This window comes from Pedobacter psychroterrae (assembly GCF_004331695.1).
Taxonomy (GTDB): Bacteria; Bacteroidota; Bacteroidia; order Sphingobacteriales; family Sphingobacteriaceae; genus Pedobacter; species Pedobacter psychroterrae.
Genome location: NZ_SJSL01000002.1, coordinates 402,066 through 423,771, shown reverse-complemented (window position 1 = coordinate 423,771; position 21,706 = coordinate 402,066). Strand labels below are relative to the sequence as shown.

17 protein-coding genes and 1 tRNA gene are annotated in these 21,706 nt (G+C 43.1%); all 18 read left to right on the top strand.

All coding sequences use genetic code 11. From position 1 onward, the window contains the following. The first annotated feature begins 12 nt into the window (after window positions 1-12). Window positions 13-996 carry a glycoside hydrolase family 43 protein gene (locus tag EZ437_RS10190; RefSeq protein WP_131595821.1) on the top strand — a complete coding sequence of 328 codons (984 nt, stop codon included), beginning with the start codon at window positions 13-15 and terminating at the stop codon, window positions 994-996. Window positions 997-1,067: 71 nt separating this feature from the next. Then, window positions 1,068-1,961 (top strand): aldo/keto reductase, encoded by an 894-nt coding sequence (locus tag EZ437_RS10185; protein WP_131595820.1) that lies wholly within the window; start codon window positions 1,068-1,070, stop codon window positions 1,959-1,961. After that, window positions 1,961-2,731, top strand: a complete 771-nt coding sequence (locus tag EZ437_RS10180) for an SDR family NAD(P)-dependent oxidoreductase (protein ID WP_131595819.1) — start codon at window positions 1,961-1,963, stop codon at window positions 2,729-2,731. The genes EZ437_RS10185 and EZ437_RS10180 overlap by 1 nt, the downstream gene beginning before the upstream one ends. Window positions 2,732-3,037: 306 nt before the next feature. Further along, window positions 3,038-3,844, top strand: a complete 807-nt coding sequence (locus EZ437_RS10175) for a phytanoyl-CoA dioxygenase family protein (RefSeq protein WP_131595818.1) — start codon at window positions 3,038-3,040, stop codon at window positions 3,842-3,844. A gap of 7 nt (window positions 3,845-3,851) precedes the next feature. Continuing rightward, window positions 3,852-4,010, top strand: coding sequence for a hypothetical protein (locus EZ437_RS21555; protein WP_165500377.1), 159 nt, complete (start codon window positions 3,852-3,854; stop codon window positions 4,008-4,010). 20 nt (window positions 4,011-4,030) lie between these two features. After that, window positions 4,031-4,104 (top strand) — tRNA-Cys (locus tag EZ437_RS10170). Between the two features lie 730 nt (window positions 4,105-4,834). Next, entirely contained in the window at window positions 4,835-7,414 is a 2,580-nt protein-coding gene (locus EZ437_RS10165) for a TonB-dependent receptor (RefSeq protein WP_131595817.1), read from the top strand. Between the two features lie 265 nt (window positions 7,415-7,679). Further along, window positions 7,680-8,129 carry a hypothetical protein gene (locus EZ437_RS10160; RefSeq protein WP_131595816.1) on the top strand — a complete coding sequence of 150 codons (450 nt, stop codon included), beginning with the start codon at window positions 7,680-7,682 and terminating at the stop codon, window positions 8,127-8,129. Between the two features lie 37 nt (window positions 8,130-8,166). Next, complete coding sequence (locus tag EZ437_RS10155) at window positions 8,167-8,394, top strand: hypothetical protein (protein WP_131595815.1); 228 nt, start codon at window positions 8,167-8,169, stop codon at window positions 8,392-8,394. Between the two features lie 56 nt (window positions 8,395-8,450). Then, window positions 8,451-9,926: an efflux RND transporter periplasmic adaptor subunit gene (locus EZ437_RS10150; RefSeq protein WP_131595814.1), complete on the top strand. Its 1,476-nt coding sequence runs from the start codon at window positions 8,451-8,453 to the stop codon at window positions 9,924-9,926. Between the two features lie 12 nt (window positions 9,927-9,938). Next, on the top strand, window positions 9,939-13,043 hold the full coding sequence (locus EZ437_RS10145; RefSeq protein WP_131595813.1) for an efflux RND transporter permease subunit: 3,105 nt from the start codon (window positions 9,939-9,941) through the stop codon (window positions 13,041-13,043). A 1-nt stretch (window position 13,044) separates the two neighbouring features. Then, window positions 13,045-14,223, top strand: a complete 1,179-nt coding sequence (locus EZ437_RS10140; RefSeq protein ID WP_131595812.1) for a TolC family protein — start codon at window positions 13,045-13,047, stop codon at window positions 14,221-14,223. Window positions 14,224-14,527: 304 nt separating this feature from the next. Further along, window positions 14,528-16,924, top strand: coding sequence for a heavy metal translocating P-type ATPase (locus EZ437_RS10135; protein ID WP_131595811.1), 2,397 nt, complete (start codon window positions 14,528-14,530; stop codon window positions 16,922-16,924). Next, window positions 16,921-17,127: a cbb3-type cytochrome oxidase assembly protein CcoS gene (ccoS, locus tag EZ437_RS10130; RefSeq protein ID WP_131595810.1), complete on the top strand. Its 207-nt coding sequence runs from the start codon at window positions 16,921-16,923 to the stop codon at window positions 17,125-17,127. Before EZ437_RS10135 ends, ccoS begins: the two co-directional genes overlap by 4 nt. A 72-nt stretch (window positions 17,128-17,199) precedes the next feature. Continuing rightward, window positions 17,200-19,317 carry a cytochrome-c oxidase, cbb3-type subunit I gene (ccoN, locus tag EZ437_RS10125; protein WP_131595809.1) on the top strand — a complete coding sequence of 706 codons (2,118 nt, stop codon included), beginning with the start codon at window positions 17,200-17,202 and terminating at the stop codon, window positions 19,315-19,317. An 11-nt stretch (window positions 19,318-19,328) separates the two neighbouring features. Further along, entirely contained in the window at window positions 19,329-19,493 is a 165-nt protein-coding gene (locus EZ437_RS21550) for a hypothetical protein (RefSeq protein ID WP_165500376.1), read from the top strand. Continuing rightward, window positions 19,490-20,302 carry a cbb3-type cytochrome c oxidase N-terminal domain-containing protein gene (locus EZ437_RS10120; RefSeq protein WP_225869545.1) on the top strand — a complete coding sequence of 271 codons (813 nt, stop codon included), beginning with the start codon at window positions 19,490-19,492 and terminating at the stop codon, window positions 20,300-20,302. The genes EZ437_RS21550 and EZ437_RS10120 overlap by 4 nt, the downstream gene beginning before the upstream one ends. A 4-nt stretch (window positions 20,303-20,306) precedes the next feature. Continuing rightward, window positions 20,307-21,704, top strand: a complete 1,398-nt coding sequence (gene ccoG, locus EZ437_RS10115; RefSeq protein WP_131595808.1) for a cytochrome c oxidase accessory protein CcoG — start codon at window positions 20,307-20,309, stop codon at window positions 21,702-21,704. Window positions 21,705-21,706: the final 2 nt, after the last annotated feature.

Sequence of the window (21,706 nt, the reverse complement as noted above, 5' to 3'; positions counted from 1 at the left end):
AGATCAAATATCATGAAAAGACACATTTTCCTGTATAGCGCTTTATTTCTGTCCCTGTCAGTTTTTGCGCAACAAAAGCCTGCTCCGAAAAACTCGGGCAATCCCATATTCCAGGGTTGGTATGCTGATCCGGAAGTTGCCTTATTTGGTAAAGAATATTGGGTATACCCTACCTATTCTGCAAAATACGAGGAGCAGACTCATATGGACGCCTTCAGCTCCAAAGACCTGGTAACCTGGACCAGACATCCTAACATTCTTGAAAAAGCCAATATCAAATGGGCGCACAAGGCTATGTGGGCACCATCCATTACTAAAAAAGGCAATAAATACTACCTCTTTTTTGGTGCCAATGATATTCAAAACAATAATGAAACCGGTGGTATCGGAGTGGCTGTTTCAGACAAACCTGAAGGACCTTTCATAGACCATATCGGCAAACCCCTCATCGACAAATTTCACAATGGAGCACAGCCGATAGACCAATATGTTTTTAAAGATAAAGATGGCCAGTACTACCTTTATTATGGCGGATGGAAACACTGCAACGTAGTCAAGCTAAGCGACGACTTCAAAAGTACCGTTCCTTTCCCCGATGGCAGCACTTATAAGGAAGTAACTCCTAAAGGATATGTAGAAGGTCCATTTATGTTCATTCGCAATGGCAAATACTACTTTATGTGGTCTGAAGGCGGATGGACAGGACCAGACTATTCTGTGGCTTATGCCATTGCAGATTCCCCTATGGGGCCTTTTACACGTATCGACAAGATCCTGAAACAGGACCCGGAAATTGCGACTGGTGCAGGTCACCATTCAGTAATCCAAAACCCTAAAACTAAAGAATACTTTATTATATATCACCGCAGGCCCCTGGGAGAAACCAATGGAAACCACAGAGTTACCTGCATAGATAAAATGGAATTTGATGAAAATGGACATATCAAGCCAGTAAAAATCACCTTTGAAGGTGTTGCCGCCAGTCCGGTAAAATAACCATATCGAAAAAAGGTTTATGGATACTACCGTAACTTTATCTAAGTTTGATCTATAAAGAATTCTATTCTATGCAAAAAATATATATGGGCGATGCAGGACCCAAAGTTTCTCCTGCTATATACGGCTTTTACAGATGGGATGATGTTAAAGATGCTGCCAGTGTATTAAAAAAAACAGTAGAACTATGCCTTGAATTAGGGATCAATACTTTTGAGCACGGCGATAGCTATGGATCATATAAATGCGAGGAACTGTTTGGCAACTTGCTGCACGAAGGTGCATTCAAAAGAAATGAAGTGATCCTGTTTACCAAATGTGGGTTAAAGGTGCCAAATGTGCAATATCCGGACATCCGTATCAAACACTATGATACTTCAGCCGCTCACATACTAAAAAGCGTAGATGCTTCTTTAAAAAGGCTCAGAACAGACTATATAGACATCTTTCTGCTGGACAAATTGGATCCGATATCCAATCTGGAAGAAACTGCACTGACCCTGGAAAAGCTGAAAGACTCTGGCAAGATCAAAAATATAGGGGTAGCAAACTTTTCTGTATTCCAGCATCAGCTGCTTACTTCTTACCTTACCAAACCCATCGTTACCAATCACATAGAGCTAAATTTACTAAGTACCCAGGCGCTTGACAACGGGCAGATCGACTACATCAAACAGCGATATATGCGCCCATTGGCCTATGCTCCTTTGGCCGAAGGCCGGATAGCGGTGGGTACAGATCCACAGGCTGTGAGGGTTCGTGCCAAACTAGAGGAGCTAAGTGTAAAATACAACACGCATATTGAATCCCTTGCTGTGGCATGGCTGGTAAAACTTGGCGCCCTCCCATTAATCGGCACAACCAATGAGCAAAGGATACGTAACGCGGCCAATGCCATTTCGATAGACCTTGACCATCAGGACTGGTACGATCTCTATAATGTTTCTATAGCAAACCATAATTAATGAAATATGCATTAGTAACCGGCGCCAGCAAGGGAATTGGTAAATCGTTGGCCATACAGCTTGCTGCGGCCGGTTACCATCTTTTATTGGTATCCCGCTCAGATAAAGACTTAAAAGAACTTTCAGCGCTTATTACAGACAGATATCCCGTAACAGCTTTATATCTGCCCTGCGATCTTTCAGAAAATGGTGCCTGCGCCAAAGTAGCGGATTGGTGCAACGGCCTTGGGGCAGAACTGAGCGTACTCGTCAACAATGCCGGATACGGCCTATTTGGCAATTTTGATCAGATACCCCTCAACGGGCAATCTGAAATGATCAGGCTGAACATCAATGCGGTGGTAGAACTGACCCACCTGCTCCTGCCCATGCTAAAAAAACAGACACAATCCTACATACTCAATGTAGCCAGTACCGCAGCCTATCAGGCCATGCCTACGCTGGCCATATATGCCGCTACCAAATCCTTTGTACTTTCCTACAGCCGTGCGCTCAGATACGAACTAAAGGACAGCGTGGTTTCCGTTACCTGCCTCTCCCCCGGGCCTACCGAAACTGCCTTTGCCAGTCGCGCCGGACTGGACATGCTGGCCGACCTTGCAGAGAAATTTAACATGCAACCTGATGCCGTTGCACGCATCGGCCTGAAGGGTATGTTCGCTAAAAAAACCGAAATCATTGCCGGCTTCGTCAATAAAATTTCTGCCTTTGGTGCAGGCCTACTTCCAAAATCACTTGTAGAGCGCATTTCAGCCAACTTATACAAGTAAAAAAATAATTTCAATTTTTTTCTAAATTAATTTGATATTAAAAATATTTGTCTACATTTGTAATGTCTACTAAATTACTAGACTTTATAGAAATGATTAAAACACAACACATATTTTCCGCATGCCGAATGCGAATGCCCATGTCTACATGGGCAGGTTGTTGCTGTTGCTGTTGTTGATCCAAACCTAAAATTCCCGATCAATAACCGCTGATAAACTGAGGCCAAAAGCCGGTTTACAAGCCATACTTATAAACTTACAATTCATTATTTACCCTACATTTTTACCCTTATAATAATTACCAACATGGAAAATTCCTATCCAAGATATATCCTGGGCGAGACAATTACGCCTGAACAACAAGCTTTCTTCAACAAAAACGGCTTCATTCATTTTAAAAATTTCATCAAGACTGAAACCGTTAATGACATCATTGAAGCTTCCGCAAAAGTTCAGCAGCAATGGCTGGACGATAATAAGGTCAAAGTAAACGGCATCCCTATCAAATATGGCAAAGACATTGACGGATCTCCCATAGTACAGCGCTTCGCCTTCATCAACAAGCACCATAGCCTGTTTGGCGAACTTACCCAGGATCCTCGCTTTGAAGTACTCTTAAGCCTGATTGGCGATGGTGCCAGACTGGGAACCGAAGAGAAAGATGGCATGGTACTAAACCATTACATAAACGGCCCGGAAAGTAAATTTACCCAAATGGGATGGCACACAGATGGCCTACGGGACATATTTCATGGTCAGAAGTTAAACCCTATGCTCAATGTGGGCATCCACCTGAGCACTTTAAAACCAGAAAATGGCGGACTAAGGGTATTGGCAGGAACGCATAAGCAAAGCCTGTACAGCATGTTGTTCCGCAAAAAGTATTTCCTGGACAACAAAGCCGATCATCAGGAAATAGCAATTACGCCAGAGGCCGGAGATCTCACCATCCATGATGGCAGATTATGGCACAGGGTTGCACAGTCTTCCGTTATAGGTGAAGAAAGCAGAAGAAGGGTGATCTATCTACCCATCATTGCCGGCAAGTACGAGCCAAAGCATGAAAATAGTCCGACTGCTTTCTACCAGCGCTTTGCTGGCCTGGTTAAATAATTGATATATGCTGATCGCTATCATCATCACCTATCTGGCCCGCAGCGGCAAACTGGAAGTTTTAAAGCAGGCCTACCACACCAGGATCAACCTTTTAAAGGATGCTTACCGCTCCAAAATCAACCTCCTGAAAGGGCTGCAACTAAGTGTAAGAAGAATTAAATAATTGCATAAATAATAAAAAAAGGTCGAATGGCCGAGTGGTTAGGCAGAGGTCTGCAAAACCTCCTACAGCGGTTCGAATCCGCTTTTGACCTCCAGGTATATTGCTCAGTATACTTTAAAGAAGTAGATGTTTGGTTAGATCTATGTTTGGTTATCTTGAGAACCGGGTCGGATGACCCGGTTTTTTAATTTCAAAATCATACAACCTCCACTGCCCCTACATAGAAACTATTACCGGATAGCATTCCGCTATTATTATTAAAGTTCATATAACAATGTAAGGTCTCAGCCTGCCAATCCCTTCCAATTTCCATTAGATAGAAAGCAACTAAAACAAGAATAAACCCAAAAACATAGGCTATATCCCTCTTATACTAAAAGGAATAAGCAAAAAATAAAGGCTCAAAAATCAGAATTAAAACATAATCTACTAATTCCATAGATTTTATTTGTTTTATAAAAATTTGTTTTTACATTTGTCCAGTTATGTAGAAATGACACTTATCAATTGAACACTAATGAAAGCAGATTTTAATCGTATTAAATCAATCAGTAGTCCATCCAAACGTATAACACAGTACATGCGACATCATCGGTGTTGTCGCTGTTATAACAGCCTATAGCGTGTAGCAATCACCGCTGTCTGCATGGCGGCGGGGCGCAAATCGAGATCACTAGCATAAAAGATATTAACGGGCATAATTGGATGTCCCCGGGGAATCTTTGCGTCAAATTTCCCCTAATGAATCCTTAATATAAAGTATAAAAACAAAACCGGCGCTGGGAAAATGCGCCAGACTAAACAAACAGACAAAAACAAGTATCATGAAAAAAACACTACTCATCTTATTTTCACTCCTGCTCCTGGGGAGCTATACCTTCGCCCAGAGAACAATAACAGGTATCGTAAAGAGCGCGAACGGAATTGCAATACCAAAGGCTACTGTTGTGATCAGGGGAACTACCACTACGGCAATCGCAGACGACAATGGTGCATTTAGCATCGTATCCAGTCAGGAGCCGCCATTTTATATTCGAATCAGTTCTGTTGGTTATAAACCTCAGGATTTTCAGGTGCTTAAATTCCAGGACACGCCTTTAGAGCTCACCCTGGTAGAAAGCGCCGATCTTGACGAGATTGTTGTAACTTCGAGAAGACGTTCAGAAGTTTTACAGGACGTTCCAATTGCAATCACTGTGATCGGTGGCCAGGCCGCAGAAAATGCTGGTGCTTTTAACGTCAACCGTTTAAAAGAGCTGGTTCCTTCTGTGCAATTGTATGCGTCAAATGCACGTAACACCACGCTCAATATCAGAGGTCTTGGGTCAACATTTGGTTTGACCAACGATGGTATTGATCCGGGAGTTGGCTTTTACGTAGATGGTGTTTACCAGGCTCGGCCTGCAGCTACTTCCACAGATTTCCTTGATCTGGAGCGAATAGAAGTTTTGCGTGGCCCTCAGGGTACGCTGTTTGGTAAAAACACGACAGCAGGTGCGTTCAACATCACCACAACAAAACCAACTCAGGTGCCAACAGCAAAAGCAGAATTTAGTGTCGGCAACTATAATTTTATACAAGCGAAAGCTTCGGTTTCCGGAGGTATAGCAAAAGATCTTGCATTAAAGTTATCTATTTCTGGTACACAGAGAGATGGAACTATTTATAACGTTACCGAGCAACGCAAATATAGCGGTCAAAACAACCTCGGATTAAAAAGTCAATTGTATTACACGCCTTCAGACAAATTGCAGGTGTTGTTGAGCGGTGACGTGAGCTTCCAGCATCCTGCTGGTTATCCACTGGTTGTTGCAGGCATTACTACAACAGAAAGAAGCGCCTATCGCCAGTACGCTAAAATCGTTTCTGATCTTGGCTACCAGCAACCTAAAGTAGATCCTTTTTCAAGAGAGATCTATACCAACACTCCATGGAAACAAAACCAGTCTATTGGTGGTGTATCTGCAAACATAGACTATAAAATTGGCAATGGAACATTGACCTCTACTACTGCATGGAGATTCTGGAACTGGGATCCGACCAATGACAGGGATTTCAGTGAATTCTCTGCACTCACCAAATCGCAGGGAAACTCCCGTCATGATCAATACTCACAAGAGGTTAGGTATGCCGGTAATATTACAGAAAAAGTAAGCGGGGTAATCGGTTTATTTGCACTTGCTCAAAACTTAAAAGGCCTTTCTCAAACAGAAGAGGTGGGTAAAGACCAATGGAGGTTTGTGCAAACATCTGCTACCGGTGCTCAGGCGGGATACAACACCCCAGGCCTGTTAGATGGTTTCGGTATCAAAACCAATTCGACCATCAAATCTTTAAGCGCTGCTATTTTTGCTCAGGCTGACTGGGAGTTTATCGAACACCTGCATGTTCTGCCAGGTTTAAGGTTTACTTATGATAAAAAAGATGTTGATTATGACAGGACAACTTACGGAGGTCTTCAAACTTCTGACGCAGCTTTATTAGCGTTGAAAGCTGCTGTTTATGCCAATCAAAAATTCAATACAAGTACAGACAATGAGAACTTGTCAGGTAACATTACCTTATCCTACCGTCCTACGAGTAAATTAAATGTCTATGGAACTTTCTCTACCGCTTACAAACCTGTTGGTGTTAACGTAGGTGGTCTACCTACTACTGCAACCGGCGAAGCAGATTTGGCGGTAGCAGTAGTAAAACCAGAATATGTTCAACATTATGAGTTAGGCGCTAAAACGAAACCGGTTAAAGGTGCTATCCTAAACATCACCGCTTTCCAGACAGATATCAAAGATTACCAAACCAATGTTCAATCTCCTCAACTGGGCGTAAACAGGGGTTATCTGGCCAATGCTGAGAAAGTGATTGTAAAAGGTCTTGAAATTGATGGAACCTATCAGTTGCAAAGATTCCTGACTTTAAACGCTGCAGTAGCTTATCTTGATGGTAAATATGACAAATTCACCAATGCACCGCTTCCATTGGAAGAAACCGGACATACTGAACTTGTAAACAATGTGGCTACCCAGGTTGCATTCAAAGATGCTTCAGGAGGCAGATTGCCAGGTATCTCCAAATGGAATACTTCAGGTGGGTTAGAATTGAGCACAGCTGGTAAACTTTCTACAGTTGAAGGCAGATGGTTTATTGCCAGTGATATCAGCTACCGTTCCGAGTACTCTTCTAACCCGACACCTTCAAAAGTGCTGAATGTAGAGGGTTATACGCTGGTGAATGCCCGATTAGGATTCAAGGCTGACAAATTCTCCATCTTCGGCTGGAGCAGAAATATCGGAGATACGCATTACTTCGAACAATTACAGGCTGCGGCTGGTAACTCAGGTTTATATGCGGGGGTACTTGGTGACCCAAGAACTTTCGGCGCTACATTACGTTATTCTTTCTAGTTAGTACTACCAGAGTTTGAAATTAAAAAGAGGGTGTCTATATAAATGGGCATCCTCTTTTTTTGAGCGAAACTTAAATATCTGTCAAGCAGCCGCTTGGCATTTTTGTCTGATATACTTTTTCCCAATGTGATTTTCTTTCTGAAATGGTTGCTGTTTAACGCTTGATACAACTTTGCATCACAAAATTAAGTATAATGCTCACTAAATAGTCTAATTTGATCGAGTTTTATATTTAGACATCTCAAGTATTTATCATTAGATTTTGTATCATTGTACCATGATGCTTAAAAAGCAATTCTTGCTATTTTTACTGATCGGTGTGTTTTCACTGCATCTGGCGCATCAATTGTTACCACATCACCATCATCAGGAAGAAGTTGTTGCTGCACATTCGCATGGGGCGGGCACGAAGCATCACCACCACCATGAAGATTCTGGTACTGAAAAGCAAGACCAGCAACAAAACTGGCTGGATGAACTCCTGTCCTTTATCCATCATGGCCAAACAGATAACCCCGTTCAGTCCGGCAGTCAACTGAAGGCTGATTTTTGTAAAGTGATTACTATAATTCCCTCAGTGTTTGACTACCTGCCGGAATTTTCAATACCTGATTACCAGTTAATCTTACCTGGCTATGCTCCACCTGAGCAGCAATCCACAGAACACGTCATTCTTTTCAAAAGCAGGCGCGGCCCGCCTGAAATTGCCTAATTATATCCATTTTTTTATTTAACCACAATTTACAATCATGAAAAAAACCATGCTTGCTATGGCTGTTGCCATTGGATTATTTGCTGTATCATGCAACAACGAGAAAAAAGCTGATGGTACCCATCAGCACGAAGACGGATCGACTCATGTTGATCACGACAGCACTGCTGTAGATACCACTAAGCAGGAAGAATTCAAAGTGGATTCAGTAGCCACTGATTCCACCACCCACTCTCATGACGGCGGCAAGCCGCATACACATTAACATTTTATCGGTTACGGGCCTAATAGTTCGTAACCGATAAATTATTTAAAAAGGCAATGAAAAGAATATATCTATTACTAATAAGTGTAGTGCTGTTTACGGCCTGCGGGCAACAGGCTGAACACACCGCCCATGAAGCAGAAAATATCAAACTTAGTTTGACGGATCTGGACGGTCAGGTGGAGGTTTTTGCAGAGTATGATCCGTTCATTAAGGATTCAATTTCCAAATTTGCCATTCACCTAACCACTCTTGAAGACTATAAGCCTATTAAAAGTGCAAAGGTGACCACTAGTCTTGTAATTGGTGGTAATGGGATTAGGAAAGTATTGGATTCCGCTACTGTACCAGGTATTTATAAAATTGTCCTTAATCCAAAAGCAATTGGTAAAGGAGCGTTAATTTTTGACATCAATCTGAACGGGAATATACATCAGTTTAAGGTTCTGGCTACAGTCTTCGCCAGTTACGATGAATTTAAAAGACAACACAGGTCTCCTGCTGCTTCGGCAAACGAAATTACTTTTTTAAAAGAACAGAGCTGGAAACTGGATTTTGGGGTAACCAAAATTGCTACAGGTAGTTTCGCTGGTATAATTAAAGCCCCAGGGGCGATAACAGCCGCAGTAGGTGATCAGGAAAGTATAGTTGCTACAGCTGCCGGAGTAATGAAATTTCATGCCCCGCTAACTACAGGAAGTCGGGTGAGTTCTGGACAAGCTTTGTTTTCAATCTCAGGGGCAAGTCTAACAGGTGACAACCTGAATACCGCTGTGCAGGAAGCAAAGCTGAACCTTGCTAAAGCAAAGGCCGACTACGAGCGTGCAAAAGCTTTACGCCCTGATCAGATCATTTCTGAAAAGGATTACCAAAATGCGCTCAACAATTACCAGGGGCAACAATTGAACTACCAGAAACTTTCCCGTAATTTTTCAGGAAATGGGGTTGCTCTTAAATCTCAGGCATCTGGTTTTTTAACTGAACTGTTGGTTAAAGAGGGAGATTATGTACAAGCAGGTCAACAGCTGGCTATAGTATCAGCAAGTAAAAAGATTCAGCTTACGGTTGATGTTCCCGCTTCCTATGCAGGACAATTAAGTCAGGTGAAATCTGCAAATTTCAAGATCAATGACAAGCTTTACGAACTAGGGAACCTAAATGGAAAATTGCTTTCTTATGGACGCTCTGTATCTGCATCGGGATTGATCCCTGTTGTCTTTTCTTTGGACAACCGCCCTGAATTTCTGCCGGGTGTCCCGGTTGAGGCCTATCTTTTAACCAGTTCGGGCAGTACGGTATTACAAATACCTGAAACTGCCATTATGGAGGATCAGGGCAATTACTTTGTCTACCTGCAAAAGGATGGTGAGCATTTTGAAAGACGGGGTATACAACTCGGACAAAGCAACGGTAAAATGGTACAGGTTACCGGCGGGTTGCAGGATGGTGATATTCTGGTTACCAAAGGTGCCTATTATTTAAAACTTGCCGCAGCTCAGGGTTCTGCTCCGGCACATGGTCACGAACATTAATCCCCGAAGATCATGCTAAATCATATTATAAAATTTGCACTGGGGAACCGCCTTGTGGTTCTTCTCACATCGCTGCTGCTCCTGATCGGGGGTAGTTACACGGCTGTAAAAATGGAAGTTGACGTTTTTCCAGACCTTACCGCCCCAACCGTAGCGATCATTACCGAAGCACATGGATTGGCACCGGAAGAGGTAGAACAGCTGGTCAGTTTTCCAATTGAATCTACTGTCAATGGCTCAACGGATGTACGCAGGGTCAGGTCTTCTGCCTCTGCGGGGATTTCTATTGTTTGGGTAGAATTTGATTGGGGTACAGATATTTATCGTGCCAGACAGATTGTTGCCGAGAAACTCGCTACGTTATCCGGGAAATTTCCGCAGGGAGTTAGTTTGCCTGTATTAGCGCCCAATACTTCCATTATGGGCGAGATCATGCTCATTAGCATTACTGCTAAGCAAACTAACCTGATGGAGCTAAGGAGTATCGCAGACTGGAATATTCGTCCGGTATTATTGGCTACAGGTGGCGTTTCACAGGTCGTGGTGATTGGTGGAGATTATAAACAATACCAGATTTTAGCGAAACCCGCATTGCTCAAAGCTTATGGCATCACCATGAATGAGCTTTTTAAGGCTACAAATGGCATCGGTCAAAATGTTTCCGGCGGCTTGATCAATCAGTATGGTAACGAATACCTGGTTAAAGGGGTTTTGCGTAGCAACAAACCAGAAGACATTGGCAACACGCTAATCAAAACCATAAATGGCAAAGCCGTTAAAATAGCTGATGTAGCAACGGTTACCATCGGTGCAGCAGTTAAATTGGGGGATGGTTCATTGAATGCTCAGCCTTCGGTGATCATGACGGTAATGAAACAGCCCAATACCAATACACTGGAACTCACCGAAAAGATCGATCATACCATTGAAGAATTGAAGAGCAGTTTGCCAAAAGATGTCATCGTAAACACGAAAATATTCCGTCAGGCCAGCTTTATTGAAGCCTCAATAGGTAACATTGAAAAAACGCTTATTGAAGGCGCTATTTTCGTAGTGATCATTCTTTCTATCTTCCTGATGAATTGGCGGGCAACAGCCATTTCCCTCATTGCAATTCCAATTTCCTTATTGGTGGCTATCGTGGTACTCAAAATAATGGGTTTAACCATAAATACGATGAGCCTCGGTGGTATGGCTATTGCCATTGGAGATTTGGTGGATGATGCGATCATTGACGTAGAGAACGTACTGAAACGCTTAAAGGAAAATGCACACCTTCCGGTAGAGCAGCGGGAAAACAAATTTACAGTGATTTACAACGCATCTACCGAGATCCGTTCCTCTATCATCCATGCTACTTTCATCATCATCATTGCCTTTACACCGTTGTTTTTTTTAACAGGAATGGAAGGACGACTCCTGGTGCCGCTGGGCATTGCTTTTGTAGTGGCCTTGTTTGCGTCGCTGATCGTAGCGATCACCTTAACGCCAGTACTTTGCAGTTACTTGTTAACATCAGATAAGAATTTATTAAAACAGGAAAAAGAAAGCTGGTTGGTAAGGCATTTGAATCATGGTTATCTTGGTGCCTTGCGAAAAGCAATCACTTACCGAAAATGGCTTGTTACCGCAGTCATCGGTTTATTCATTGGTGCCTTATTCCTGCTGAGTAGTTTTGGACGTAGTTTTCTGCCGGAATTTAATGAAGGTTCCCTGGTGATCAGCGCAGTTACTATGCCGGGTATATCATTGGAAGAAAGCAATAAGATCGGACAGCAGGTAGAACGTGCCATGCTCAGTATTCCTGAAGTCAAAACCACTACCCGCAGAACCGGACGTGCTGAACTGGATGAACATGCTCAGGGTGTTAATGCTTCTGAAATTGATGTGCCCTTCTTTCTGGAAGAACGCTCCAGGTCTGAATTTATGGCTGATGTAAGGCAGAAATTAGCGGGCATTACTGGTGCAAACATTACTATAGGTCAGCCTATCGGCCATCGCATCGACCACATGTTGTCAGGGACGAGAGCGAATATTGCCATTAAGATATTTGGTCAGGATTTGGCAGAACTTTATCGTCTGGGAAATGAAACCAAAAAGGCAATAGCGCATATTCCCGGATTGGTAGACATTTCAGTTGAACAGCAAATCCAAATCCCTCAAATCCAGATTAAACCAAAAAGAGACCTGCTTGCTGCTAAAGGTATTAGTCTGGAAGATTTCAGCCGCTTTGTTGAGGTTTCTATTGGTGGCGAGAAAGTTGGTGATGTGTATGAAGCTGGGAAGCGTTTTGATCTGGTATTGAGGTATGAGGAATCTGCCAGAAGCAAGATAGAAGATTTGAAAAACCTGTTGATTGATGCAGGTGATGGGTCTAAAGTGGCTTTGGGGAGTGTAGCGGAAATCGTTTCAACAAAAGGCCCGAATACCATTAACCGGGAGAACGCGCAACGTAAATTGGTGGTTTCAGCCAATGTTGCGGGAAGGGATCAGTTATCTGCCGTTGAAGAGATACAGGCTGAAATGAAAGCCATTAAGCTACCGCAAAACTATAGAATTGAATATGGCGGACAGTTTGAAGCAGAAGCGGAAGCTTCCCGAACTTTAGTGTTGACTTCAATATTTGCTTTATTGGCGATTTTTCTTGTCCTGTATCATGAGTTTAAAGATTCGGGACTATCGCTGATTATTTTAATTAATCTGCCATTGGCGCTGATTGGTGGTATAGTGAGCGTATGGTTAACAGGAAGCATCATTAGTATTCCTGTAATCATCGGTTTCATAACGCTGTTTGGTATAGCTACAAGAAACGGGATTTTACTGGTTTCTCATTACAGGCATTTACAGCAGGAAAAAGGATTTTATGATCTGGATATAGTGATCAAAGGATCAATAGACCGTTTAAGTCCGATCCTGATGACCGCACTAACCGCAGGTTTAGCCTTGATCCCGCTAGCTATGGCCAGCGATCAGCCTGGAAATGAAATTCAAAGCCCGATGGCTAATGTCATATTGGGTGGTTTATTAAGCTCTACGCTATTGAACCTTTTTATTGTACCCATCGTGTACAATAGCCTGATGAAAAAAAGAAAATTCAAAACTTTAAATCAAGCATAAGATGAGAACTTTAACACACACACTGGTTTTGATCTTAGGGTTTAGCCTGGCAAAAGCACAAACGCTGGATTCAGTATTGAACCTGGTGAAAGCACAGAATAAAACATTAAAGGTGTATCAGTCAGAAACCGAAGCAAATGTAATGGCCTTCAGAACAGGCTTAAATCCTGAAAACCCCACAGCAGAATATGAGATTCTGTTTGGTACACCCAAAGACGCGGGCAATCAGCAGGATTTTGCCATTACCCAGCGTTTTGATTTTCCCAGCAGTTATACTTATCGTAAACAGGCTGCTGGTGGGAAGATAAAGCAAGCTGATTTTATCGCCAAAGCAAAAGGACAAGAATTGCTGTTAAATGTAAAATTGGACTGGTTGCAATGGGTATACCTCAATCAGCTTAATCTCAGCTATACCGAGCGCGTAAAGGACGTTGAAAAACTACATGCTGCTTATCAGAAAAAAATGAGTGCGGGTGATGGGAACGTCCTGGATCTCAATAAAGTTAAGTTGCTGCTGCTTGAAACCAAAACCCAGTTAAAGCGTAACGAGCAGCAGCGGGAACACTTGAAACAAAAATTTGTGGCTTACACAGGGGGAAGCATGGTAACCGTAGATGCGAAAGCATATCCCGCAAATCCCCGGGTACCGTCTTTTGAAATACTGGATAGCTTGATTGAGGCTGGTGATCCATTGCTTAAAATTTATGTTGCCCAACAGACAATAGCCGCTAAAGAAACGGCAATGAATAAAGCTTTGACCTTGCCCGGTTTTGAAGCAGGTTATCACAGCCAATCGATCCTTGGTCAGAAATATCAAGGCATCCATCTGGGTTTGAGTATACCACTTTGGGAAAGAAAAAATACGGTTAAACAAAAAAGACTGGAACAATTAGTCGCTGAAAATCGCGTGATAGACCATCGTTTGGAACACGTGCAGAAAAATAGGGTCTATTATCAGCAATACGAAGAAGCTACCTATTTGCTTGGGGAGTATAAAGCCTTGCTGGATCAGCTCAAATCCGAACCGCTATTAGATAAAGCGCTGCAGTTCGGGGAGATTTCGGTCATCCAGTATTACAACGAAATTTTATCACTTTACAAAACAAGAGATGCTTATTTGGAATACGCCTTACAGCAGCAGCAAGCCGTGTCGCGACTATTCAAATTTACCCTGGAATAGAAGTTGTTCTCGATGTTTATTCTTACTTTTTACTGATTGTACAATGCAAGACGATTTAATGGTTGATTAAGAAAATAAAGATTGTCTAATCATAAATAGGTAGATAAACCAAACTGGATTTGCTCCATAGCCCATCGCTAATGTTCCCCCGGTCGCTTTAGCTGCAGGCAAAAAAGTCCTGTTCTCTCAATTGGCGATGGTGGAATTGTCAAAGCCATAAAGTGACGGTCGTCACTCTTTTCCAAAACAGGCATCATTTTCCTGCGATTCGATTATATCCATTTTTGGGCTTTACTAAATAGGTATGCTTCAGGAAAATTCAGTTCTAATAAAACAACACTGCTTTCATTGCGGAGAGAATATGGCCGATGAGTTTTTCCTCTCTGATGATAAGAAATTCTGCTGCCTTGGATGCAGAACGGTATATGACTTATTGTCAAAGCACAATCTGTCTAATTATTATGCATACAATGATGTGCCGGGCCAAACTCAGCGCAGTAATATTCATCATTTTGAATACCTGGATGTAAAAGAAATCAGCGCTCAGCTGGTAGATTATGAAGACGAAAGGCGTACCATCATCACACTTTATATACCAGCCATTCATTGTAGCTCTTGTATCTGGCTGCTGGAAAACCTCTACCAGCTCCAGCCAGCTGTGTTACAGTCGAGGATAGACTTTCTGAAGAAGCAGGTAAGCATTACTTTCAGAAATCAGGAAATAAGCCTGAGGGAAGTGGCCGAACTACTCGCTGCCATTGGCTACCCTCCCTTGATAAATGCGCAGGACACTGGCAAGACAAACAGCGGCAACAATACCGAGCGCAGCCTGATTACTAAGATAGCAGTGGCAGGGTTTTGCTTTGGGAATGTGATGCTGCTCAGTTTTCCTGATTATTTTGGGCTTGGAGACTTTGAAAGGGAATTTAGCCGGTTCTTTGGCTGGCTCAACCTTGCTTTTTCACTCCCGATAATACTGTACAGCGGTACAGGCTACTTTATTTCGGCCTGGAATAACTTAAAAGCCAGGAGGTTGAATCTCGATTTTCCACTCGCATTGGGTATTGCAGTCATGTTTGTCCGCTCAGTTTACGAAATTGTGTGGGAGACAGGTGCCGGATTTGTTGACACCCTTTGCGGATTGGTTTTCTTCCTGCTGATAGGCCGGTGGATGCAGCAAAGGACTTTTCACCACATCTCTTTTGAACGCGACTACCGTTCTTATTTCCCTGTGGCTGTGACCACAATTAAAGGTAATAAAGAGATCGCTAAACCGCTGGGAGATCTTAAAACGGGCGACAGGATCATGGTGCGCAGTATGGAGATCATTCCGGCAGATGCCATACTACTCAAAGGAGAAGCTGAAATAGATTTTAGTTTCGTAACCGGTGAGGCTGAACCGATAAAAAAAGTACTTGGGGAGATTGTATATGCAGGTGGCAGGCAGTTGGCAGGCGCTTTAGAGATGGAAGTGATCAAGCCAGTTTCCCAAAGTTACCTTACCCGTTTGTGGAACAATGATGCTTTTGTGAAACCCAAAAACAATATCAAGACCTTTAGTGATACCGTCAGCAGGTACTTCAGCATCGCCCTGCTTGCTATAGCGATAGGTGCAGCCCTGTTCTGGCTGCCCACAGACCTTCACAAATCGATCGCCTCTTTTACTGCTGTGCTGATCATTGCCTGCCCATGTGCACTGGCCCTGAGTTCTCCGTTCACCCTTGCTGCTGCTATTAGTATTTTTGATAAATCTGGGTTTTATGTTAAAAACACTTCGGTTGTTGAGGAGCTTGCAAGGATCGACACTTTTGTGTTTGACAAGACGGGTACTATTACCAGTCCGGATGCTGCTTCCCTAATCTTTTCAGGCATGGTCAATGAGGAGCAGAAGCAATTGATAAGCGACCTTTCCAGAAATTCAGGCCATCCACTGAGCAGGGAGCTGAGCAAACATTTAAATAAAGCATCAATATATAGTGTAGATAGTTATACAGAAAAAATCGGAAGGGGCGTCAGTGGTAGGGTCAATGGAAATTATGTAAAATTGGGAAGTTCTGCATTCCTTGGCCTGCCATTGATAAACTCTCCGGAAAACAGTACCGTTCATGTAATGATCAACGATCAGTACCTGGGATACTTTATGCTGAAACAACAATGGAGAAAAGGATTTAAAGAACTGACATTAAAACTTGGTACATGGGCCGACCTGCACCTGCTATCGGGTGATAAGCCGGCAGATAAACGCAACCTTATCCCTTTCTTTTCTGACAGTGCCAACCTCCACTTCGAACAATCCCCGCAACAGAAGCTGGATTACATTCTGCAGCTTCAGAAAAATGGCCGAAAGGTACTTATGCTGGGCGATGGGCTCAATGATTCAGGTGCCCTGAAACAAAGTGACCTGGGAATAGCGGTTACCGACAATGTCAACAACTTCACACCTGGTTGTGACGGGGTGCTGGATGGAGCGGGATTTCACAAGATACCTCAATTTCTGCAGCAGGCCAGAGATTCAGTAAAGGTAATACACATGTCTTTTGGTATATCACTATGCTACAATGCCGTGGGGCTTTTCTTTGCCGTTCAGGGTCAGCTTTCCCCCTTGATTGCAGCCATATTGATGCCGCTGAGTACCATCACCATTATTTCTTTTACCACGATAGCAGTAAGGGCATTTGCACGTAAAAACAAGTTGTTATGAACATGATCTTTTTTTTAATCGGCTGCAGCATTCTGCTGGCCCTGCTATTTTTGGCTGCCTTCTTCTGGGCGAGTAAAACCGGACAACATGACGACACCTATACCCCATCGGTAAGGATTCTTTTTGATGATGAACTGATGGCACCGGAAGCAGAAAAACCCATAGACCAGGCGATAGAAAAACGTGACGAAGATCACACTTAGTCAGGATATTCATCACCCTGTGGCCTAAAAAACCGCGGTAATTTTACACGATAAACGATACAGATTTTTGATATGACCGAAAAATTTTACTACGACAACAAGATCGTCAGAAACTTTGCCATAGCCACCATAGTATGGGGAATAATTGGCATGACGGTAGGCTTGCTCATTGCCATGCAGCTAATTAAACCTGCTTTAAATATGGGTTCTCAATATACCAGCTTCGGACGCATCAGGCCACTGCATACCAATGCAGTAATCTTTGCATTTGTGGGCAATGCCATCTTTATGGGCGTATATTATTCGCTACAGCGCCTGTTGAAAGCGAGGATGTTTAGCGATGTGCTAAGTAAAATCCATTTTTGGGGCTGGCAACTGATCATCGTTTCAGCAGTCATTACTTTGCCGTTAGGACTCTCCAGTTCCCATGAATATGCAGAACTGGAATGGCCGATAGATATCGCTATTACCCTGATCTGGGTCGTGTTTGGGATAAACATGTTTGGCACCATTATAAAAAGAAGAGAACAGCACATGTATGTTGCGATCTGGTTTTACATCGCCACATTTGTTACCGTAGCTGTGCTGCACATCGTCAATTCTTTTCAGTTGCCCATCTCGGCCTTCAAAAGCTATTATATCTATTCTGGAGTACAGGATGCACTGGTACAGTGGTGGTATGGACACAATGCGGTAGCATTTTTCCTGACCACTCCCTATCTGGGGATGATGTATTATTTCCTTCCAAAGATGGCCAACAGACCTGTTTATTCTTATAAACTAAGTATCCTTCACTTTTGGTCGCTGATCTTTATCTATATCTGGGCAGGGCCGCATCACCTGCTTTATACCTCACTCCCATCCTGGGCACAATCTCTTGGGGTCGTGTTCTCAATCATGCTGATTGCACCAAGCTGGGGAGGTATGATCAATGGATTGCTGACACTACGCGGGGCCTGGGATAAAGTACGGGAAGATGCTACGCTGAAATTTATGGTAGTAGGACTAACTGCCTATGGCATGGCCACATTTGAAGGGCCCATGCTGGCGCTAAAGCAGATTAATGCCATAGCACATTATACCGACTGGATCGTAGCGCATGTACATGTTGGTGCACTGGGCTGGAACGGCTTTCTTACCTTCGGAATACTTTATTGGCTGATACCAAGAATTTACCGGACAGAACTATATTCAAAGAAACTGGCTTCGTTTCACTTCTGGATCGGCACACTGGGAATCATCTTTTATGCAGTACCACTTTATTTCGCAGGATTCACGCAGGGGCTGATGTGGAAACAGTTTGGAGAAGACGGCATGCTTAAATATCCTAATTTCCTGGAGACATTAATCCAAATCATACCGATGTACGTATTGAGAGCTATCGGTGGCGCCATGTACCTTACAGGGGTAATTGTAATGACCTACAACCTGATCAGGACAGTAAAACTTGGTAAACTGGTAGCCAATGAACCTGCAGAGGCAATGCCATTGCCTGCAAATTACGAACCGGTTGGTTCTGACAGAAAGGCACATAGATTCCTGGAACGCAAACCAATGATATTTTTAGTACTGTCGCTGGTGGTGATCCTGATAGGTGGAATGATAGAGATGATGCCGACTTTTACCATCCAGTCCAATATCCCAACCATCAGCAGTGTAAAGCCCTACTCTGCGCTGGAACTTCAAGGTCGGGATTTGTATATCAAAGAAGGCTGTGTGAACTGCCATTCGCAGATGATCCGTCCGTTCCGTTCAGAAACAGAACGTTATGGAGAATATAGCAAAGCAGGTGAATTTGTGTACGACCATCCGCATCTTTGGGGTTCTAAACGTACGGGACCCGACCTGGCGAGAGAGGGAGGAAAATATTCTAACGCCTGGCATTTTAACCACTTACTGGATCCGCAGACCATGTCGCCCGGAAGTATCATGCCTGCCTACGAATGGCTGATCACTCAGGAACTGGACACCACCACTACACGCGCCAAGATCAATGCCATGCGCACATTGGGTGTACCTTATGAGCCTGGATATGAAAATCAAGCAAATGCAGACCTAGACAAACAGGCAAAAGCGATCGCTGATGATTTGAAGCAGAATAAAGTACAGGTAAAAAGCGACCGGGAGATCATTGCCATCATTGCCTACCTGCAAAGGCTGGGAACAGATATTAAAGTAAAAGCACAATAAACCGATATACCATGTTTAAGCAATTTTTAGATCAGGCAGACGGACACCAGGGATATATGATCGCCTCACTGGCCATATTCTTCGTGTTTTTCATAACGGTAGCAGTACTGCTGCTGGTGATGAAAAAAGATACCATTAAATACATGAGTAACCTGCCATTAGAAGACGAACAATGATGACCGATATTTTTATAACCTTACTGCTGGCTACCGCAATCATCATGCTGGGAGTGGCCTTTTTACTGCTCAAAGTGATCAGGGTATTTGTAGAGGAAACCATTAACCCTACCATATTTGCTACGCCTGAAGAAAAGAGACTGAGAAAACTAGCGAAAGAGCAAGCCGCTGAAGACCAAACGATTGCTCCGGAGTCCAAACAACCTTCTGTATGGCTTCGATTGATGGGGCTGAAACCTATATCAGAAGAAAAAGACCTGGTAATGGAACATACGTTTGACGGAATAGCGGAACTGGACAATCCCACTCCTGCCTGGTTTATGGTATTGTTTTACGGAACTATCATCTTCGGTATCATTTATCTATTGAACTACCATGTATTTAACTGGGCACCACTACAGGAAGAAGAGTATGTGATCGAGTTAAAGCAGGCAGAAGAGGCTAAAACCGCTATGCTGCTTAAGCCGGGCAATGGAGCGAATAAGATCAATGAGAATAATGTAGAACAATCTAAAGATGCTCCTGTATTACAGGCTGGGGCCGGATTGTTTAAAACCGCCTGTGCCCCCTGCCATGGAGAAAAGGGAGAGGGAATAGTGGGCCCCAATTTGACTGATGAGTTCTGGCTGCATGGTGGCACTGTAAAGGATATTTTCAAAACAATTAAATATGGAGTTCCAGATAAAGGGATGATTGCATGGGAAAAAACCATGCGCCCTAAACAAATAGCAGATATAACCAGCTATATCATGTCTTTGAAGGGAAGTAAACCTGCCGGAGCGAAAGCACCACAGGGAACTAAATTATAGCAACATGTCGCAGGCCCCGGGAGATTTCAGAGATCAGCTATCCACACTTACAGATGATGGCAGCAAGAGAAAATGGATCTACCCTAAGATTATAAAAGGAAAATTGTACCAATACCGCTCTGCATTGAGCTATATTTTCCTTCTATTGCTCTTTTCAGCACCGTTCATTAAACTGAACGGTGAACAGCTGATCCTGCTAAACATACTAGAAAGGAAATTTGTATTCTTTGGCCTTGTTTTCTGGCCACAGGACTTCTATCTTTTCGTATTGGCGCTACTGGTTTTCATAGTTTTCATTATACTTTTTACAGTAATTTTTGGCAGGGTATTCTGTGGCTGGGTATGTCCGCAGACCATCTTTCTGGAGATGGTATTCCGCAAAATAGAGCACTGGATAGAAGGCGATCACCATCATCAGCAAAAGCTGGATGAGGGGCCTCTGACTGCTGATAAATTCTTTAAGAAAGCGCTGAAGCACAGTTTGTTTTTTGGTATCTCGTTCCTAATATCCAATATATTCCTGGCATACATTATCGGTTCGGGGATGCTGGTAAGGATCATGACTGAGCCGATACACAAACATCTATCAGGCTTCATAACCATTTGGATATTTTCCTTTATATTTTATCTGGTTTTTTCCCGGATGAGGGAACTGGTGTGTACGGTGGTTTGCCCCTACGGCCGCTTGCAGGGAGTATTGCTGGACGACGAGAGTATCATAGTTGCCTACGATTATGAACGCGGGGAACCCAGGAACAAGATCAACAGGGATAAAGAAAATCTGCATGGCGACTGTATAGACTGCAAACTATGTGTGCAGGTATGCCCTACAGGAATAGACATCCGGAATGGTACGCAGCTGGAATGCGTAAACTGTACAGCCTGTATAGATGCCTGCGATATGGTGATGACTAAGATCAGCAGGCCCCTAAACCTAATCGGATTTAAATCTGAAAGCCAGATCAGGAATAAGACTTCATTCAGAATCAGCAAAAAAATATATGGTTATAGCGCCTTGTTACTGGTCTTATCCATAATACTGACTTTTCTACTGATCAGGCGCACGGATATTGAGACCACTATACTCCGCGCCAGCGGCACAATTTATCAGCTGCGGGAAAAAGATAAAGCTGTTAGTAATTTGTATACCGCAGAACTGGTCAATAAAACGAATCGAAATATCAGGTTCAGCCTTGTACCGGATGACAAGCATATGAAGATACAGTGGGTGCAGAAAGCAGACAGCATAAAGTATGGCAGCAGCATAAAGATTACCTTTTTTGTCATCATGCCGCAGGAACTGATCAAATCATATAAAACTAAAATAGGTTTCAAACTCCTGTCTGATGATAAGGTAACAGACCAATTTGAAACAACATTTATCGCACCACCAAATAATTAAGC

Excerpts from the sequence above, each read along its gene's own strand:
- EZ437_RS10190 (WP_131595821.1), top strand. The coding sequence starts at position 13 with ATGAAAAGACACATTTTCCTGTATAGCGCTTTATTTCTGTCCCTGTCA.
- EZ437_RS10185 (WP_131595820.1), top strand. The coding sequence starts at position 1,068 with ATGCAAAAAATATATATGGGCGATGCAGGACCCAAAGTTTCTCCTGCT.
- EZ437_RS10180 (WP_131595819.1), top strand. The coding sequence starts at position 1,961 with ATGAAATATGCATTAGTAACCGGCGCCAGCAAGGGAATTGGTAAATCG.
- EZ437_RS10175 (WP_131595818.1), top strand. The coding sequence starts at position 3,038 with ATGGAAAATTCCTATCCAAGATATATCCTGGGCGAGACAATTACGCCT.
- EZ437_RS21555 (WP_165500377.1), top strand. The coding sequence starts at position 3,852 with ATGCTGATCGCTATCATCATCACCTATCTGGCCCGCAGCGGCAAACTG.
- EZ437_RS10165 (WP_131595817.1), top strand. The coding sequence starts at position 4,835 with ATGAAAAAAACACTACTCATCTTATTTTCACTCCTGCTCCTGGGGAGC.
- EZ437_RS10155 (WP_131595815.1), top strand. The coding sequence starts at position 8,167 with ATGAAAAAAACCATGCTTGCTATGGCTGTTGCCATTGGATTATTTGCT.
- EZ437_RS10150 (WP_131595814.1), top strand. The coding sequence starts at position 8,451 with ATGAAAAGAATATATCTATTACTAATAAGTGTAGTGCTGTTTACGGCC.
- EZ437_RS10145 (WP_131595813.1), top strand. The coding sequence starts at position 9,939 with ATGCTAAATCATATTATAAAATTTGCACTGGGGAACCGCCTTGTGGTT.
- EZ437_RS10140 (WP_131595812.1), top strand. The coding sequence starts at position 13,045 with ATGAGAACTTTAACACACACACTGGTTTTGATCTTAGGGTTTAGCCTG.
- EZ437_RS10135 (WP_131595811.1), top strand. The coding sequence starts at position 14,528 with ATGCTTCAGGAAAATTCAGTTCTAATAAAACAACACTGCTTTCATTGC.
- ccoS (WP_131595810.1), top strand. The coding sequence starts at position 16,921 with ATGAACATGATCTTTTTTTTAATCGGCTGCAGCATTCTGCTGGCCCTG.
- ccoN (WP_131595809.1), top strand. The coding sequence starts at position 17,200 with ATGACCGAAAAATTTTACTACGACAACAAGATCGTCAGAAACTTTGCC.
- EZ437_RS21550 (WP_165500376.1), top strand. The coding sequence starts at position 19,329 with ATGTTTAAGCAATTTTTAGATCAGGCAGACGGACACCAGGGATATATG.
- EZ437_RS10120 (WP_225869545.1), top strand. The coding sequence starts at position 19,490 with ATGATGACCGATATTTTTATAACCTTACTGCTGGCTACCGCAATCATC.
- ccoG (WP_131595808.1), top strand. The coding sequence starts at position 20,307 with ATGTCGCAGGCCCCGGGAGATTTCAGAGATCAGCTATCCACACTTACA.